Here is an 18,826-nt window from a genome sequence, read left to right as displayed (position 1 = left end):
GAACTCCCGGCTCAAGACCAGCAAGCGGACGTTGAGGGCGCGCGGCCCCAGTTCGACGGCGCGGTAGCACTTGCCGGCCAGGTGGTCGGGCAGCGCCGCCTCCACCCGGTACTTCTGGGCGAACACCGCCCCGACCGCCACCGGCGGACCCGACGGGAGCACCAGCGTCAAAGTTGCCGTGGTGTCGGGCCGCACATGGTTGGCCGGTCCCGGTGCAGCCTTGCTGGTCCCGGCTGCACGCAGCTCCTGCAAGCAGGTCTGAATCTTTTGGCGGAGTTCGATCGGCGTCTGGGGCCGTTGATCCCGATCTTTAGCCAACATCGACACGATCAGGGCGACGAAGGGGGCCGGGAATCCCTGCAGCGGCTCGGCCGGCACCGGCTTGTACAGGTGCTGGCTCATGATCTGCGCCACCGAACCGGCAAAGGGCGGCCGCCCCGTCACCAGGTAATACAACGTCGCCCCCAGCGAGTAGATGTCGGAGCGCACGTCGATGTCGCCCTCTTCCAACTGCTCCGGGCTGGCAAAATGCGGGGTGCCCACAAAGCCGCCGCCCACGGTCAACGGTCCGGAGTCTCCCCCCTCGCGTTTAGCGCTCTTCGCAAGGCCGAAATCGATGACTTTGACCACCTTTTCGCCATCTTCGTCAACCAGCATCAGGTTCGCCGGCTTCAGGTCGCGATGCACCAGTTGCTGGCGGGCGGCGGCGGTGAGCGCCCGTGTAACCTGCAGGGCGATGTCGAGCGCCTCCAACGGCTCGAGCCGCCCCTTCTGTTTCATGTACTCATCGATGGTCTGCCCATCGATGAACTCCATGGCGTAAAAATAGTTGCCGTGGTCAGTCCCCAGGTGGAACACCGCCGCCACGTTCTGATGCCGCAGCGCAGCCGCCGCGCGCGCTTCGCGCAGGAAACGCTGCCGGGCGGTGTCGCTTTCGAGGTAGGCCGCGTTAATGACCTTCAGGGCCACCGTGCAACGCAGGTTGGTGTCATAGGCCTTGTAGGTGATGCCCATGGCACCCCGGCCCAATTCCCACAAACTGCCATCGGCCCGCTTGAGAACCTTGTAATGCTGATAGCGGTCGTCTTCTGGCATGGAACCGTGAGAAAGGAAGAAATTTTACTAAAGCAAAATCATCAAGCAGTGGCAAACGAGATTGCACGGCCCGATCGGACGCGCTCACACCGCGGGCACAGCGGAAGAGAATCACACGGCGCCACGGCGGAACACGGCGACCACGGCGGGAAGAGGAAGCGTTCGGAGTTCGGCGTTCGGAGTTCGGAGACGCCGCATAACCGGGCCCGGTCTTTCGGCGGAACACGGCGACAACAGCGAGAAGATTAAATCATCCGCAGAACACGCAAAAGAACGCAGAAAAAGATCCACGAAACCGGCGCTTGACACCGACAGCTCACCCCCAATGATGCCGCTTCGAACTCCGAACGCTTTTCCCCTTCCCCCTCTTCCCGCCGTGGTCGCCGTGGCTCGCCGTGTTCGCCGTGTGAACTCTTACGTTGTGCCCGCCAAACCCGCTGTGCCCGCCGTGTGACCCGACACTCCCCGCTCCCCGCTCCCCGCTCCCCTCTGTGGCATTCTCTGCCGTGGCATTCCACCTAGTCACCCAGTTCAAAGCGCACGACCGGATTGAAAACGTTTCCACCCGGAGGCGGTGGGAGACGCGTAATCTTTCGTCCCGCCTCGCGCACGGACTCGTCCACCACCGAATTGCCGGACCCTTCGACCAGGCTAAACTCGGTTACGCTCCCGTCCGGCTGGATCCTGAGCCGGACGGTCGCAACCAATTCGGTTCCCGCCGTAATTTCACCGTGAGGCTGATTCCAGGCCGCCTGGAATCGGTTTTTGATCAACTCCGCGTAGTAGGCCAGCTTGTTTTCTCCGTTTCCGTTCCCGGTCCCGGTTGCCTGGCCTGAGCCGGTTCCGCTGCCCTCACCCGTAGCGCCTGCGTGCCCGGCGGTCCCATCATCGCCCTTATCGACGCGTTCAGCGCGATGCGCTTTGTCCCCGTTTTTCGCGATCGTACCCGTCCTGGCGCCAGCCGGCGGTTTGGCGCTCGGCGCAGTTTCCGGGCTCCTTTCCGGAGCCGGCTTCGGGCTGGGCTTTGGCTTGACGCTCGGTTTCGGCGTGGTGTGCACCTTGGGGGTACTGCTCGGACTCGGCTTCGGCCTGGGTTTGGACACCGGTTTCGGGGCCGGGACCGGCGTGGGAACGGGGGCCGGTTTCGGCGTTGGTGCCGGGGTCGCGCGCGGCGGGCTGGGTGTCGCGAACGTCAGGTCTGAAGTCGGTGCGGGCAGCGGCGGCAGGGGAGGCGGGGTCTCCGGTATCCGAAGGTCTGGGGCCGCCACGGGCGTGGCCGGCGCCGGGGTGGTAGACACGGAAGCCTGCGCATCTTCCGGTCCCGCCGGGGCAGTCACCGGAGCGGCGTCCGGCGGCTCATCATTCTCCACCGCCGGCCGCAACGGCGCGGCTGAGGGCGCAACGCTCATGGCCGGCGCGGCATCGATTTTGCCTGGGATGCTTCCGCCGAATGAGCCGGGGTTTACCCAAACCAGCTCTTGATCCGCCCGCTTGGGCGGATGCAGACTCAGCATCAGGAACCCGGCCAACCCCAGCAGGTGCACCGCAGTGATCACGGCCAACACCATCTTGAAACCGCCACGCGGTTTCGGCCGGTGTTCCTCACTCATGCGCGGCAGGGCGGTGAAGCTTCAGGGTTGATCCGGACGGGTGGAAACGCCGGCCTTGGTGATTTTGGCGCGTTGAAGGATGTCCATGACCGAAATGAACTTTTGCACGCTGAGGTCCCGGTGCGGCCGCACGATGACGGCCGCGTCCGGCTTGGCGGCGTGCAGCGCGTTCAGCCGGCTTTCTAAGCCGGCGGCGTCGACCGTCTCGCCGTTAAACTGGAGCACGTCGTCCTTATCGATCGAGATGGTTTGAACCTGTGCCGGGTCGATCGATTGCGTGGCATCCGTGCTGGTGGGCACGATCAGGTTCATGCTGTTTTCCATCAGCGGGGTCGTGATGATAAAGATGACCAGCAGCACGAACGCGAGATCCAGCAGCGGCGTGACGTTGATCTCGGTCAGCGTATGAACGGTGTGACGGTCAGAGAAACGGCGCATGGCGGCGGGCGGGTAAAAGATCATTTGTCGGCCAACTCCGGACGCCACGAATGCGAGTGATTAACGTACTTGTGCTCGAACTCGGACGCGAGTTCGGCGGCAAAGTTGTCATTTTGCACGATTAGGGAACGAATGCTGGTGACCAGGAAATTGTAGCCGAACATGGCAGGAATGGCGACCAGCAGGCCGGTTACCGTCGTGATCAGGGCGCCTGAAACGCCCGGCGCCATGGCCTGAAGGTTGGCGGAACCGGCCAAGGCGACCCCGGAAAAGGTATCCATCACGCCCCAAACCGTCCCGAGCAACCCCAGGAACGGGGCACCGCTGACCGCGGTGGCCAGCAGGATCATCTGCGATTCCAAACGCAACGCGGACTCGCCGACGGCGCGTTCCATCGCGGTGGTGACCACGCGCATCTGCGACGGCATGATGCGTTCCGCGGTTTCCAGCCGCGCCCGGAACGTGTCGTCGGCTTCCGTGGACCCAAGCAGGTGAAACGCGAGTTCTTTGCAGCCGGCCCGGTAAATCGAATACAGCGGCGAACCGTCAAAGCGGATTTTCGAATCGTAAATGTTCAGCGGCTGGCGGTCCGACCGGAACAGTTCCAGGAAACGGTCATTCTGCATCCGCGCCAGGCGTACCACCCGGATTTTCGTGATCATGACCGACCAGCTGAAGATTGATCCGATAAAAAGGGCGGCGAGCACCAGCTTTCCTTCCAGGGTCGCTTCGGTAAAGGCATAGACCAGCCCTCGGGTCTGGGCGGCCAGCAGACACGTCACACCAAGCACAACCGCTATGTTTTAGCGTCCCGTACCAGAAGTGCAATCTCTGCGCGCTATGCGGATTGCGTTTCGGGGCAACTCCCCATTATTGTAACCGGTGATCGAAAACCGCCGTATGGCATGGCGCTGCCTGCTTGCCCTCATGGGCCTGATATGGGTGGAGCAAAGCGCGCGCGCAGAAAACAAATACGATGTGCTCGCCCACGTGCTACAGCCTTACGGGGCGCTTTTTTATTCCAAATCGTCCATCAAAGCGATGCAAGCGGACGTGGTGCTGCAGGAAGCATCGGGCACAAACGGTTCGCTGGCCGCAGGCTCTTTGCTGCACCGCACCTTACGGGTAAGTCTGCAGATGCCGGACCGGCTGCGGATTGAAACCGCGGGTCCGGGCGATCACATCATCTTTTGCCGGCAGGGACAACAGGTCTGGATCTACCCGCGCGCGGTAGCTGATCGGGTCATCGCCGCCGCCGGGCCACCCGGGCCGGTTACCGCCATCCCCGATTTCCGCTTACCGTTGCGTGACAATCAGATTGTCCTGTTGCCTGCCCTCTTCCAGATCAGCCGTTTCCAGCCGGCCAAAGACGCCGAAAACCAGCCGGCCTGGAGCATCGACTTGCATCCCGCCACTGAGCTCATCCAGAGCAATCGGCCGCCTCCCTGGAATGCTACCGTCGTGGTGCGCCAGAAAGATTATCAGATTCGTCATCTGACCGTGGACTCTCCGGAGTGGACGGGCAAATTGCAGGTTCTGTCCATGCGTTTCATGCATGCCTTACCGCCTGAGCTTTGGAGCCCGTCAGCCGCCGAGACGGCTGGAGCCGAACAAATTCCGCCGGCGCTCTACAGCACCGCCCTCGCCAGGTTATCCACCATCAACTTTGAACCATGAGGTCGGGCTTTATCGATAAACTTATCGAACGTATCCGGCGGGTCCAACCGGAGGAGGTGCAGAATTACCTGGTCCGGCTGGCCCGGGAAAAAGGGTTTTTGGAACGGATCTTTGATGCGTTGCAGGAAGGCGTCATCGTCACGGACATGCAGGGTAAAATTCAGTTCCTGAACTCCGCCGCCCAGCAATTCTTTGCGGTCGACGATGAGAACGTGCTGGGCCGGCCGTTGACCGAAGTCCTGCGCGGGCTCGATTGGCTCGCCCTGCGCTCCATGGGGGGGACCGTCAGCCGCGACATCGAAATCTTTTATCCGCAGCATCGTTTTCTGAACTTTTACGTGACGCCGCTGCATCTCGACGACCACCCGGGGGCAAGCAAAATGCCCGTCCACGGCAGCATGGTCGGGCACGTCATCATCCTGCGGGACATCACCGAGGACCGGAAAACGGCGGAGCGGACCATCGAGAGCGAAAAATTATCGGCGTTGACCCTGCTGGCGGCGGGCGTTGCCCACGAGATCGGGAACCCCCTTAACTCCCTGAATATTCACCTGCAACTCATCGACCGGAAGCTGCGCCGCGTGCCCGAAGAGGTGCGCAACAGCATCCAGGAATTGCTCGACGTCGCCAAAGGTGAAATCCGGCGGCTCGATTCCATCATCCAGCAATTCCTGCGTGCCATCCGGCCGACCAGCCCCCAATTCGTTTCCGCCGATATCAACGAACTTCTCAAAGAAACCGTTTCCTTCATCCGTACCGAGATCCAGGACCGCGACATCCTGATGGAAATGGACCTGGCAGCGGATCTGCCCAGGGCCGAGGTGGACCGTGACCAGCTCAAGCAAGCCTTCTACAACGTTATCAAAAATGCGGTCCAGGCCATGCGCACGGGCGGGATCCTGCACATTCGTTCCTGGTGGGATGAGGCCTACGTCTCCGTGACGTTCGCCGACACCGGCGGTGGAATCTCGCCGGAAAACATGAGCAAACTGTTCCGCCCTTATTACACGACCAAATCCAACGGCTCAGGTTTGGGGCTCCTGATCGTCCGCCGGATCGTCCGCGAACACGGCGGTGAAATCGAGATCGAGAGTAATGAGGGTAAAGGGGTCCAGGTCACCGTGCATTTGCCGCATGGCGATAAACGCGTCCGGTTACTTGAAGCCGGCGACAGCCAGCCGGACATCGCGGAAGAAAAGTAAGGACGCAGGTAATCGGCCGTCGAATCCGTTCCGGTTTTTTCCCATGCAGGGTACCATCCTCATCGTCGATGACGAAAAGCACACCCGCGAGGGGTTGCGCCGTTCGTTTGAGGAAAACTTTGACGTTTACACGGCCGGCAATGCCGTTGAAGCGCTGACCGCCCTGGATGCCGACCAGATTGACCTTGTCCTGACCGACCTGCGGCTGGGCGGCGATGATGGTTTGCAATTGATCGATCGAATCCTGCGCCGGCCACGTCCCCCCATCTGCATTCTCATGACCGCCTACGGCTCGATCGCCACGGCCGTCGAAGCCATGAAGCATGGCGCTTACGATTTTGTCACCAAACCGGTCAACATCGATGAGCTCGAGATCAAGGTCGCGCGCGCCATCCGGAGCCGCCAGACCGAACAGGAAAACCTGCAGTTAAAACAACAGGTTCACGAAAGGTTCGGCCTTGAAAATCTCATCGGCGAATCACCGGCCATGCACCGCATCTACGACACCATTCGCCAGGTTGCCCCGAGCCGGGCAACCGCCCTGATCATGGGCGAGAGCGGCACGGGCAAGGAACTGATTGCCCACGCGATTCACAACCTGAGTAGCCGCCAGAAAACCAGATTCGTGGCCGTCAATTGCGCGGCGTTTCCGCCGCAACTGATCGAAAGCGAATTGTTCGGACACGAAAAGGGCGCGTTCACCGGCGCCATTGAACGCCGGATCGGGCGCATTGAGCAGGCCGCCGGCGGCACCCTCTTCCTGGACGAGATCGGCGAGATCGATCCGGGCGTGCAGGTAAAACTGCTGCGGGCGCTGGATCCGGGCGTGTTCGAACGCGTCGGGGGCAACCAGACCATCAAGGCGGACGTGCGTTTGATCGCCGCCACCAATCGTGACCTCCCCGAACTCGTCCGCGAAGGAAAATTCCGTGAGGATCTTTTCTATCGCCTGAACGTCGTCCAGATCCGGGTGCCGCCGTTGCGTGAGCGCAAGGAGGACATTCCACTCCTGGCCACCGCGTTCCTCAAAGAGATCAGCCAGCGGGACGGCAAACCGTTGCGGCCGTTGTCTCCCGAAACCATGGACCGTCTGGTGCAATACAATTGGCCCGGCAACGTGCGCGAGCTCAAGGGCGCCATTGATTCGGGTGTGACCCTGGCAACCGGCCCGCAGATCACCTTGCGCGACCTGCCGGCCACCGTCCGCGGTGATACGCCGGACCTGAGTCCGAGGTCCGAGGCCAAATCCGATCAAATGAATTTGCATGACAATGAGATCCGGCTAATCATGCGCGCTTTGGAAGAAAGCCATGGCAACCGGACGGAAGCAGCCAAACGTTTGGGCATCAGCCGCCGTACGCTGCACCGGCGGTTGCGCGAGCTGAATCTGCCGGATTGACATGGCGAGCGGTGGAATTCAGCTGCAGAGCTTCCTTCGCGCCCTAGAACAAGGCAGGTGGGCCGGGGCTATCCGTCTGACGTTAATTGCGGCCGGCATCCTTGCGCTTGCCCTGCTTTACCTCCTTGTGCAGTTCCGCGGCCTTTCCACCCAGGACGGAATCGACCAGGCCCAGGTCGCCCGCGAGATCGCCGCCGGTCACGGATTCAGCACCAAAAATTACCGCCCGGTTGAGATTTCTCTTTTTCAGCAGGCCCAATCGCCGTCCCAAGGGGTGGTCCCGGAACATCTGCCCGAAGTCTACCATGCGCCCTTCCAACCCTTGGTGAATGCGGTCGCCCTTGGTGCGGCCCGGTCTACCTGGGCCATGCAGGTCGATATTGCTCACCCGGTCTATGCCGCTGACCGGGTGATTGCGGCAACGAGCATGCTGTTTTTCCTGCTCTCGGTACTGCTCACGTTCCGGCTGGCCGTACGTTTGTTCGACCAGCGGATCGCCGTCGCCGCTGCCGTTTTCATCCTTCTGGCTGATCAGTTCTGGCAGTTTTCATTGTCCGGCCTGCCCCAGATGCTGCTTTTGTTCCTCTTCAGTCTCGCCCTCACCTGCCTGGAACAGGCCCTCCAAACGAAAAACCGGGACCGGCTCCCTTACGTTTCACTGGCGCTGTTGGGTCTGATTTTCGGGCTGATGAGCCTCACCCAGCCACTTACTTTGTTTGTGGCGATTGGGGCCTTTATCTTCTGCGCACTCCACTTCCGGCCGCGCCTCTACGCGGCGACCGTGCCTGCTTTGGGCTGCCTCAGCCTTCTCTCACTCTGGATCTGGCACAATTACCAGGTGAGCCACCTGCCCTTTGGGCTGAGCCCGTTCGCCTGGTTACATGACGTCATCAATACCGAGAGCGGCTGGCTGCGTAGACCCGCGCCTGATCTGGCGTCCATCACCCCCAACCTGTTCCGGCGACGAATCCAGGCGAGCTTTATCGACCAACTGCAGGCCATGGGCACCCTGCTGGGAGGCGTGCTGGTCGCACCCATCTTCTTCCTGACCCTGCTGCACCGGTTCAGACGGCCGGCCACCGACAGCTTCAAATGGGCCCTGGGGTTGATGTGGGCCGGCACATTCGTCGGCACGGTGTTGGCCGGCATTGAAACCAAATGGCTTGACCCTAACCAGATCCACCTTCTGTTCGGGCCGCCCATGACCCTTTACGGCCTGGCTTTTGTCCTGATCGTCCTCAACCGGTTGTACGCAGACCCGGGCGTATTGCGCGTACTGCTTCTGGTCGGCCTGGGCATGATCTCGGCCTTGCCGTCCCTGATCGGGTTTCTGCCGGGCAATCCGCCCGTCAATTTTCCCCCCTACCTTCCAAGCATGCTCCAGAATCTCCAGCGGTGGTCGAAGCCGAACGAGGTCATCTCGTCCGACATGCCCTGGGCCGTGGCTTGGTACGGTGATCGCAAGGGACTCTGGCTCCCGGACAAGCCCGCCACCTTTGGAGAGTACATGGACTATCAAACCTTGGGCGGGCCGATCGTCATGCTTTACCTGACGCCGCTGACGCGCGACCTCAGATACGCGTCGCAGCTGCTTTCGGGCGAGTACAGCAACTGGGCCGCGCTCGTGCTCGGGCTCGACCGTTCGGTCGAAGCTTTTCCGTTGCGCTCGCGGGTCTTTCTGGCCGGCGGCCAATGCCTGTTGCTGGCCGACCGGGCCCGGTGGGAAGAATCGCACCGGTAGAGGGAGGGCTCGGAGTTCGGAGTTCGGAGGCACCCGATAGCCGGAGTCAACCTTGCCGCGGCGGGAAGACACAATCATCCGCAGAGAACGCAGAAAAGAGAAAACATCCACAGATTACACAGATTGACACAGATTAGGGGGCATACGACGGATATAGCGCCTCTCTTACCCGGCACTCGGTGTCATTTGTGCCATTCTCTTCCGCTCCGAGCCCCGAACTCTTCCTCTTTCCGCCGTGGTCGCCGGGGCTCGCCGTGTGAACTCTTACGTCGTGCCCGCCCAACCCGCCGTGCCCGCCGTGTGACCGAACTCCGAACCCTTTGCCCTTCTTCCGCCGTGTTCGCTGTGGCTCGCCGTGTTCGCCATGTGAACTCTTTCGTTGTGCCCGTCTTCCCCGCTGTGATCGTGGTGTGACGCCGTGCCCGCCGTGTGACTGGGCACGCAACCTGCCTATTTTCTCCCTGCCGGGTACGTCCGTTGGGGCGTTCCCTCCGGCCTGAGAAACCTTAAGCCCGCCGCACTGATGAATTTTGCAAACCCCGTAAGGCAAGGCGCACGATGCCGACGAACCGATCGCTTTAGCGTGAAGGTCCTGCGCCGCATAAGAGTCTACTACGTAAGCAGCAATTCACCTCACGTCCTTCGTATGTTTGGTTAAGAAGAAAAGAAGATTCGCTATGGCTTCACGGCGTTGGTTATTGATCCTGGGATCCCTGCTCATTCTGGCGGGAGGAGGCTGGTTTTATTATACGCACTTTATGCACCCGGCGACCCCCGAAGGGCAGGCTGCGGCGGGTCAAAACCAGGGAGGAAACGGCGGAGGCAGTCACGGCCATGGTGGCGGTCCGGGCGGACGGGGCGGCCCGGGCGGGCCTGCGCCGGTGGTGGCCGGCACGGTGCAGAAGAAGGATGTGCCGATTTATCTGAACGGCATCGGGACGGTGCAGGCCTACAACACCGTCGTGGTTCACCCCCAGATCAGCGGTTACCTGTTTTCGGTAAAGTTCCGGGAGGGGCAGGACGTAAAAAAGGGTGATGTGCTGGGCGTCATTGACCCGCGCCCTTACCAGGCTCAGCTTGACCAGGCGATCGCCCGGAAGAACGCCGACGACGCCCAGCTTAACAACGCCAAGGGAGTCCTCACCAGGGACACGGATCTCCTCAACAAAGGCGTTTTGGATCGGCAGACGTACGATACCCAACGCTTCCTCGTTGATCAGCTGGATGCGACCGTCAAAGGGGACCAGGCCGCCGTCGATAACGCCCAGACCCAGCTGAGCTACACCCAGGTGACGGCTCCGCTCGACGGGCGCTGCGGTATCCGGCAGACGGACGAAGGCAACCTGGTGAATCCCAGCTCGACCCTCGTGACCATCACGCAGCTGCAGCCGATTTCGGTGGTCTTCACCCTGCCGCAGCAGTACGTTGCCCGGATCAACCAGGCCTTTGCCAAGGGGCCCCTCAAGGTCATCGCCCTGGACGAAACCCAGAGCCAGCAGCTTGAAGATGACGGCACGCTGGCGGTGGTCAACAACCAGATCGATACGACCACCGGCACCGTTCAACTGAAAGCGGACTTCAATAACGCTCATTTTCAGCTCTGGCCCGGCCAGTTCGTGAACACCCGCCTGCTGGTGGAAACGAAGAAGGATGGGCTGGTGGTTCCGGCTTCGGTTGTGCAACGGGGTCCGAATGGGACGTTTGCTTACGTGATCACGCAGGACAAAAAAGCTGAAATGCGGCCGGTTGAAGTCGGGCAGATTGACGGGGAAGAGGCCCTGATCAACAAAGGGTTACAGGCAGGGGAACAGGTGGTCGTCGACGGCCAGTACAAACTCGAGCCGAACATGAAGGTCGAGATCGTACCGGCCAACAGCCAGGCGGCCAAGTCCCTCGCCCAAAACGAGCAGAACGCCAATCCCGATCAGCAACAGCAACAACAGCAGCAACAACAACAGGGCGAGGCCCAGGTGGCTGCCAACGAGAATGGACGGCAGCCGGGCGCCGCTGGCGCGGGCCGGAGGGCAACAAGGCACCAGGCGGGCAGCGCGGGCGACAACGGGCCGGTGGCGGCGAACAGCCAGGCGCCTGCTCCGGAGCAAACCCCGAATCCGGGTCAGCTCGAAGCCTACCAGGCCCAGAACGCCGGCAGGCCACCCGTCCCGGCCGGCACTCCCAATCCTTACCAGCAGAACCAGACGTTTAATGACCAGCAGCCCAACCCGAGCGGCGGGGCGCACCGTCATTTTCATTAATTAGACGGCCCGTAGGACTGACCATGAACGTTTCCGAGATCTTTATCCGGAGGCCGATCGCGACTTCCCTGCTGATGGTGGGGGTCATCCTGTTGGGCCTGCTCGGGTATTTCCTCCTGCCCATCTCGTCGCTGCCGACCGTTGATTTTCCCACGATCCAGGTCGTTACCCGATACCCCGGGGCCAGCCCGGACGTTATGACCACGGCGGTCACCACCCCTCTGGAGACGCAATTTGCGCAGATCAGCGGGTTAAGCTCGATGAACTCGACGAGTTCATTCGGCGTCAGCACGATCACGATGCAGTTCAACCTGAACCGCGACATCGACGTGGCTGCCCAGGATGTGCAGGCGGCCATCAACGTTGCCAGGGGTTATCTGCCGAGCGATCTGCCTAACCTGCCCGTCTACAACAAGGTAAATCCGGCCGATACCCCGATTTTGACCCTGGCGATCTACTCGGATTCGCTGCCGATTGCCCAGGTTAACAACTTTGCCGACACGCTGCTTGCGCAAAAACTCAGCCAGGTTCAGGGGGTCGGCCTCGTCACGATCGAGGGAGACCAGAAACCGGCCGTCCGCATCCAGTTTAACCCGTCATCCCTGGCCGCGCTCGGGCTGGGCCCTGAAGACATCCGCAACATCATCAGCCAGGCAAACACCGACGAGCCCAAAGGAAGCTTCAACGGGGCCAGGCAAGCTTACAGCATCAATTCCAATGACCAGCTGCTGGATGCGGCCCAGTACCAGAAGCTGATCGTCGCGTACCGTAACGGCGCACCGGTAAAGCTGAGTGACGTTGCCAACGTGTTCGACGGGGTCGAAAACGACCAGTTAGCCGCCTGGGTCGGCAAGAAAACGGCCGTCATCGTGGACGTCCAGCGCCAGCCCGGCGCCAACATCATCCAGACCGTCGACCGCATCAAACGTTTGCTTCCGCGTCTGACGGCTTCCTTCCCGCCCTCGGTCAAGGTGTCCGTTCTCACCGACCGGACCGAGACGATCCGGGCCTCCGTCCGGGACGTGCAGTTCACGTTGCTGTTGACGGTCGTGCTGGTGATCCTGGTGATCTTTATCTTCCTGCGAAGGGTCTGGGCCACGGTCATCCCGAGCGTTGCCTTGCCGCTTTCGCTGATCGGCACCTTCGGGGTGATGTACCTGCTCGGCTTCAGCCTGAATAACCTGTCGTTGATGGCCCTGACCATCTCGACCGGCTTCGTCGTGGATGACGCGATCGTGATGATCGAGAACATCTTCCGCTACATCGAAGAAGGAGAACAGCCCCTGGAAGCGGCGCTCAAGGGATCGCGCCAGATCGGTTTCACGGTCATCTCCCTGAGCATTTCGCTGATCGCAGTCTTTATCCCCCTGCTTTTCATGACCGGGATCGTCGGCCGGTTATTTCGCGAATTTGCCATCACGCTGAGCGTCGCGGTGATCGTGTCGGCCATCGTTTCGCTGACCCTGACGCCGATGATGTGCGCCCGGTTCCTTAAACCGATCAAGAAAGGTCATCAGGAGAACAGGTTTTTTCGATGGACCGAGAGCATGTTCGAAGGGATGCTTCATTTCTATGAAGCAGGGTTGAAACTGGTCCTGCGCCATCGTTTCACCACGTTGCTGATCGCCGTCGCCACGCTGGTCGCCACGATCTACCTCTACGTCGTCATCCCGAAAGGCCTGCTGCCGCAGCAGGATACCGGCGAAATCATCGGGGTTACGGATGCCGCGCAGAACATTTCCTTTCAGGCGATGCTGGCGCGCCAGCGGCAGATCTCCGACATCGTGGAAAAAGACCCGGACGTGCAGGCCGTCGCCTCTTTCGTCGGCGCCGGGACGGTCAACGCGACGATGAACACCGGGCGCCTTTACATCATCTTGAAACCGCGCGACCAGCGCCACGCAAGCGCCGACCAGATCATTGCCCGCCTGAGGGAAGCGACCGGGAACGTCGAGGGCATTTCCTTGTTCATGCAATCCGTGCAGGATCTCCAGATCGACACGCGGATCAGCCGTACGCAGTACCAGTACGTGCTGGAGGACACGAATGCCGCAGAGCTGGCCGAGTGGACGCCGAAGTTTCTGGCTGAATTGCGAAAACATCCTGAACTCAGTGATGTCGCCAGCGACCAGCAGTCCAACGGCTTACAGCAGGTGATCGACGTCGACCGCCAGAAGGCGTCCCGGCTCGGCGTGCAGATCGATGCGGTTGACAACGTATTGTACGACTGTTTCGGCCAACGCCAGATCTCGTTAATCTTCACCCAGCTGAACCAGTACTGGGTGGTGATGGAGGTTCAACCGCAGTTTAAGAGTTCGCCGGACACGCTGAACAAAATCTACGTGAACGCGACCGGTAACAACGCCGGCCAGGGTTCCGTCACCGGCGCCATTACGGCCAGCGGCCAGATCACCGCCGGAGGCATCCAGGTGCCGCTTTCCGCGATCGCCACCATGCGGACCACGACCGCACCCTTGGTAATTCTGCACCAGAACTCGTTCTCGGCCGCCACGATCTCGTTTAATCTCGGGCCGGGTAAATCCCTCGGCCAGGCGGTCCAGGCGATCCAGCAGGCAAAGGATGCGATCGGCATGCCGGACACCATCACCAGCAGTTTTACCGGTACCGCCGCGGAGTTCCAGTCTTCGCTCAGTTCGGAACCCTGGTTGATCCTGGCGGCCATCGTCGTGATCTACATTGTGCTCGGCGTTCTCTATGAGAGTTACATCCATCCGATCACCATCCTCTCGACCCTGCCCTCCGCAGGCGTCGGCGCGTTGTTGGCGCTGTTGCTGCTAAACATAGATTTTTCGCTCATCGCCTTGATCGGCATCATCCTGCTGATCGGGATTGTTAAAAAGAACGCGATCATGATGATCGACTTCGCGCTTGAGGCTGAGCGGGAACGGGGCAAGACGCCGGAAGAATCGATCTATGAGGCCTGTTTGCTCCGTTTCCGTCCGATCATGATGACGACGATGGCAGCCCTGCTCGGCGCCTTGCCGCTGGCCATCCAGGAAGGCACCGGCTCGGAGTTACGCAAGCCGCTGGGTATCACCATCGTCGGCGGTTTGCTCCTTTCGCAGATCCTCACGCTCTACACCACGCCGGTGATTTACCTGTACATGGATAAGCTCGGCACGTTCTTTACCCGCCGCCGTAAAGAGGCGCCGGCCAAAAAAGAGGAATTGGAGCCGGTGTTGAGCTGACCGCACCGGCAGTTAGTTGCCATGAGCATTTCGGAACCCTTTATTCGCCGGCCCATCGCCACTTCGCTCCTGGCGATCGGGCTGATGCTGGCCGGTCTGGTCGCTTATCATTTTCTACCGGTCGCCCCGCTGCCGCAGGTAGATTTTCCGACCATCAACGTTCAGGCCAACTATCCGGGGGCAGATCCTGAGACCGCCGCCACGTCCCTGGCTGCGCCGCTGGAGCGCCGCTTCGCCAACATTGCCGGCGTCAACGAGATCACCTCCACTAGCCAGATGAACGGCGCCCGCATCGTCCTGCAGTTTGACCTGAGCCGGGACATCAACGGCGCGGCCAGAGATGTTCAGGCCGCGATCAACGCCGCGTCGAGCGAGCTTCCGGCCGGGCTGCCTAACCCGCCGACCTATCGCAAGGCCAACCCCAACGACACGCCCATCCTGATTCTCGCCCTCACCTCCGACAGCATCCCGCGTTCGAAGGTGTACGATTACGCCAATGAATTGCTGTTGCCCGCCATTTCCCAGGTGAACGGGGTCAGTGAGGTTGATCTGGGCGGCGGCGCGCAATCGGCGGTCCGCGTCCAGGTGGATCCGGCCGTGCTGGCCTCCATGGGGATGAGCATGAACGACGTGGCCACGGTCCTCGCGGGCGAGAACAAGGATGAACCCAAGGGCGAGATCGACGGAACGCGCCTCGGGTACACGATGAATACCAACGATCAGTTGTTCGACGCTGATCAGTACCAGAACCTCATCATCGCCCAAAAAAACGGTACCCCCATTACCCTGGGCACCGTCGGTCACGCGATTAATGCCACCGTCGACCGGTTGCAGGCGGGTTGGTACAACTCGAAGCCTTCCGTCTCTGTCATCATTCACAAACAGTCGGATGCGAACGTGATCGAGGTGGTGGACCAGATAAAGGCGCTCCTGCCGCAACTCCGCCGCTGGCTCCCGCCGGCCGTTCATCTTGACGTACAGGTTGACCGGACCCAAACCATCCGCGCGTCGGTAGCCGACGTGCAGACGTCCCTGCTCATCAGCGTCGGGCTGGTCGTGCTGGTATGTTTTCTGTTCCTGAGACGGCTGTCCACAACCTTCATTTCCTGCATCACCGTCCCGCTTGCCATCAGCGGCACCTTCGCGGCGATGTACCTGCTCAACTTCAGCCTGGATAACATCTCGCTGATGGCCCTTACCATTTCGGTCGGTTTTGTGGTGGACGACGCGATCGTGGTCATCGAGAACATCGTCCGCCACGTCGAACAGGGAGAGACCCCGATGGAAGCCACGCTCAAAGGGTCTGGGCAGATCGGGTTTACGATCGTCTCGATCAGCGTCTCCCTGGTGGCCGTCTTTATCCCGCTGCTTTTCATGGGCGGGATCATCGGCCGGCAGTTCCATGAATTTTCCGTCACGCTCAGCGTGGCGATCCTTATCTCGGCCGTCGTCTCGCTCACGTTGACGCCGATGCTTTGTTCGCGGTGGATGCGCAGGGAAACCGAGCACCAGCGCCAGCACTGGTTTTTTCGCCGCACCGAGGCCGCTTTCAACGCCATGCTGAACTTCTACCGCGTAACCTTGCGTTGGGTGTTACGGCATTCCTTTCTGATGTTGTTAGTGACCGCCGGCACCATCGGCACGACCGTGTGGCTCTACAACGTCGTGCCGAAAGGGTTTTTCCCTCAGCAGGATACCGGGTTGCTCATGGGCTTGACCATGGCCGCCCAGGACGTCTCCTTTCAGGCTCTGTCGAAGAAGCAGGATGTAGTCAGCGAAATCGTCAGACACGATCCGGCGGTACAATCCCTTAGCTCCTTCGTCGGTAGCGGAGGCGGCGCGTCAGGTAGTTCCGGCCGCATGTTCATCACCCTCAAACCGAAGGCGCAACGGGCTGATTCGGCCTCCGCGGTCGTGGCCAGGTTACGCGGAAAAACGGCGAAGATTCCCGGGATTAAAGCGTTCTTTACCGCCATCCAGGATATCCGGGCCGGCGGCCGCGCCTCGAGCGGCCAGTACATCTACGCCTTGGTCAGTCCTAACTTGGAGGACCTGAACACTTACGTCCCGAAGTTGATGGATGAGCTGAAGAAATACAATATCCTGAAGGACCTGAACACGGATCAGCAGGACCGGGGTTTGGAGGCGAACGTGGTGGTTGACCGGACCAAGGCTTCGCGGCTCGGCGTCTTACCCCAAGCCGTCGACCTGGCGATGTACAGCGCATTCGGCCAACGTGAAGTATCCGTCATCCACACCAACCGCGCGCAGTACCATGTGGTCTGCGAGGCGTTACCACGTTACCTGGAAGACCCGACCGCGCTCGATAAAATTTACGTGAAAAGCAATACCGGGATCGCGGTCCCGCTGAGCGCCGTCGCGCAGCTCGAGTACACGAATACCCCCACCGCCATCAATCACCAGGGCCAGTTTCCGTCGGTGACGTTTTCGTTTAACCTCGATCCCGGCAGCTCCCTGGGTGATGCCACCGCGATAATTCAAAAAGCGGCGCAGGCCATCCGCATGCCGGACACCGTGCGGGGCAGCTTTGGAGGAACCGCCCAGGTCTTTGCCGACTCGCTCTCGTCTGAGCCGATCCTGATCCTCACCGCGCTCATCGCGGTCTATATCGTCCTCGGGGTTCTCTACGAGAGTTACATCCATCCCATCACCATCCTGTCCACCTTGCCCTCGGCGGGGCTGGGCGCGCTGCTTGCGCTTCTGGTTTGCCACGTTGACTTCTCGATCGTCTCCCTGATCGGCGTCATCCTGCTGATCGGGATCGTGAAGAAAAACGCGATCATGATGGTCGATTTCGCGCTCGAACTGGAACGGGACCGGGATCTGTCCCCGAAAGAATCGATCTATGAGGCTTGTATCGTTCGATTCCGGCCGATCATGATGACTACCCTCGCCGCCATGTTCGGGGCCGTTCCCCTCGCCCTCGGACGCGGTGAAGGCGCGGAAATCCGGCAACCGCTGGGAGTGGCCATCATCGGGGGCCTGCTCATCTCCCAACTCCTAACCCTCTACACGACCCCGATCATCTATCTCTACCTCGACCGGCTGCGCCATCGCCGCCGCTTCCCTTCCCGTCTGTCTCAGCCCCGCTTGCCGGAACCCGCGCACGCCTGAAAGAGAAGAGTTCGGGGTTCGGAGCTCGGCGTTCGGAGTTCAAAGGCATGATGATTGCCGTGGTCGCTCGGTGACGTCGATCCGCCGCGGAAGCCGTTGAACGCGGGAAATGCCGCCCATAAAGGGTGAGGTCAGCAGATCCGCCGCGTGATCGGGTTAGCAAGGACCGGGGGTGACGCGGTCTCAGCTGCCGAGCCCGACATGCGGCGACGACGGCGCCTCCGAACGCCGAAAGCTTTCCTCTTCCCGCCGTGTTCGCCGTGTGAACTCTTACGTTGTGCCCGCTGTGTGACCGAACGCCGAACTCCGAGCTCCGAACGCTACTCGGTGGGTTTCGGCTAAAGTTCCCCTGCTTCAACGTCGATGGGGACCCCAGCGACTGCACGTTCGCGCGTGAGGTTCGAACTGAACATGAAAGCTGTATTCACCCATCGTTCCCGAAGATTAGAACCAAAGCTATCTTTCTCCCAACCACCGGCGATCAATCCTGACTCGTTTGCGGAGCGGCACATTGGCCCGCAGGCGGCGGACTTGCCCGAAATGCTCCAAGTCATCGGCTGCGCCTCCCTGGAGGAACTCATCGAGCAGACCGTGCCCGCCGCCATCCGCTTGCGCCGGCCCTTGGCGCTGCCCGCCCCGGCCTCGGAGTTCCAGGCCCTGCAACGCCTGCGCGCTCTGGCCGCCCGGAACCAACTGGCCAAAAACTACCTCGGCCTGGGTTACCATCCCACCGTGACGCCCCCCGTCATCCAGCGCACCATCCTGGAAAACCCGGGCTGGTACACCGCTTACACCCCCTACCAGGCCGAAATCGCTCAGGGCCGGCTGGAAGCGCTGCTCAACTTCCAGACCCTGATCACTGACCTGACGGGCCTGGACCTGGCCAACGCCTCGCTGTTGGACGAAGCCACCGCGGCCGCCGAAGCCATGAGCCTGGCCTTCGCCGTGCGGTCCCGGCCCGAGGCGCGCACCTTTTTTGTCGATGCAGATTGCCACCCCCAGACCCTTGCGGTGGTCCAGACGCGCGCCGAGCCGCGCGGCATCCGCGTGCGGGTGGCTGACCAC

12 protein-coding genes are annotated in these 18,826 nt (G+C 61.1%); 8 read left to right on the top strand and 4 right to left on the bottom strand.

What is annotated here, in order from left to right; genetic code table 11:
* The 4 genes from JO015_20985 to JO015_20970 form a co-directional block, all read right to left on the bottom strand.
* Positions 1 to 1,095, bottom strand: a 1,095-nt coding sequence (locus JO015_20985; protein ID MBW0001578.1) for a serine/threonine protein kinase, incomplete at its 3' end; no start/stop codon positions are given.
* A gap of 518 nt (positions 1,096 to 1,613) precedes the next feature.
* Complete coding sequence (locus JO015_20980; GenBank protein MBW0001577.1) at positions 1,614 to 2,705, bottom strand: TonB C-terminal domain-containing protein; 1,092 nt, start codon at positions 2,703 to 2,705, stop codon at positions 1,614 to 1,616.
* Between the two features lie 21 nt (positions 2,706 to 2,726).
* On the bottom strand, positions 2,727 to 3,143 hold the full coding sequence (locus tag JO015_20975; GenBank protein MBW0001576.1) for a biopolymer transporter ExbD: 417 nt from the start codon (positions 3,141 to 3,143) through the stop codon (positions 2,727 to 2,729).
* A 20-nt stretch (positions 3,144 to 3,163) separates the two neighbouring features.
* The gene (locus JO015_20970) at positions 3,164 to 3,805 is read right to left on the bottom strand and encodes a MotA/TolQ/ExbB proton channel family protein (GenBank protein MBW0001575.1); all 642 of its coding nucleotides are present in this window, start codon (positions 3,803 to 3,805) and stop codon (positions 3,164 to 3,166) included.
* A gap of 238 nt (positions 3,806 to 4,043) precedes the next feature.
* On the opposite strand from JO015_20970, the gene JO015_20965 reads away from it, so the two are divergent.
* The 8 genes from JO015_20965 to JO015_20930 all read left to right on the top strand — a co-directional run.
* On the top strand, positions 4,044 to 4,820 hold the full coding sequence (locus JO015_20965; GenBank protein MBW0001574.1) for a hypothetical protein: 777 nt from the start codon (positions 4,044 to 4,046) through the stop codon (positions 4,818 to 4,820).
* Positions 4,817 to 6,022, top strand: a complete 1,206-nt coding sequence (locus JO015_20960) for a PAS domain-containing protein (GenBank protein ID MBW0001573.1) — start codon at positions 4,817 to 4,819, stop codon at positions 6,020 to 6,022. The genes JO015_20965 and JO015_20960 overlap by 4 nt, the downstream gene beginning before the upstream one ends.
* Positions 6,023 to 6,065: 43 nt before the next feature.
* On the top strand, positions 6,066 to 7,421 hold the full coding sequence (locus tag JO015_20955) for a sigma-54-dependent Fis family transcriptional regulator (GenBank protein MBW0001572.1): 1,356 nt from the start codon (positions 6,066 to 6,068) through the stop codon (positions 7,419 to 7,421).
* Between the two features lies 1 nt (position 7,422).
* Positions 7,423 to 9,162: a glycosyltransferase family 39 protein gene (locus JO015_20950; GenBank protein ID MBW0001571.1), complete on the top strand. Its 1,740-nt coding sequence runs from the start codon at positions 7,423 to 7,425 to the stop codon at positions 9,160 to 9,162.
* A gap of 677 nt (positions 9,163 to 9,839) precedes the next feature.
* Positions 9,840 to 11,417 (top strand): efflux RND transporter periplasmic adaptor subunit, encoded by a 1,578-nt coding sequence (locus JO015_20945; protein MBW0001570.1) that lies wholly within the window; start codon positions 9,840 to 9,842, stop codon positions 11,415 to 11,417.
* Positions 11,418 to 11,440: 23 nt separating this feature from the next.
* Positions 11,441 to 14,626 (top strand): multidrug efflux RND transporter permease subunit, encoded by a 3,186-nt coding sequence (locus tag JO015_20940; GenBank protein MBW0001569.1) that lies wholly within the window; start codon positions 11,441 to 11,443, stop codon positions 14,624 to 14,626.
* Between the two features lie 21 nt (positions 14,627 to 14,647).
* Positions 14,648 to 17,761 (top strand): efflux RND transporter permease subunit, encoded by a 3,114-nt coding sequence (locus JO015_20935; protein MBW0001568.1) that lies wholly within the window; start codon positions 14,648 to 14,650, stop codon positions 17,759 to 17,761.
* 411 nt (positions 17,762 to 18,172) lie between these two features.
* Positions 18,173 to 18,826 (top strand): glycine dehydrogenase (aminomethyl-transferring) (locus JO015_20930; GenBank protein ID MBW0001567.1); only part of this gene is annotated, 654 nt, incomplete at its 3' end.

The sequence above is a fragment of the Verrucomicrobiota bacterium genome, from assembly GCA_019247695.1.
Classification (GTDB): domain Bacteria; phylum Verrucomicrobiota; class Verrucomicrobiia; order Chthoniobacterales; family JAFAMB01; genus JAFBAP01.
Note: the sequence above shows the minus strand (reverse complement) of the source record. Positions and strands in the feature narration are given on the sequence as shown.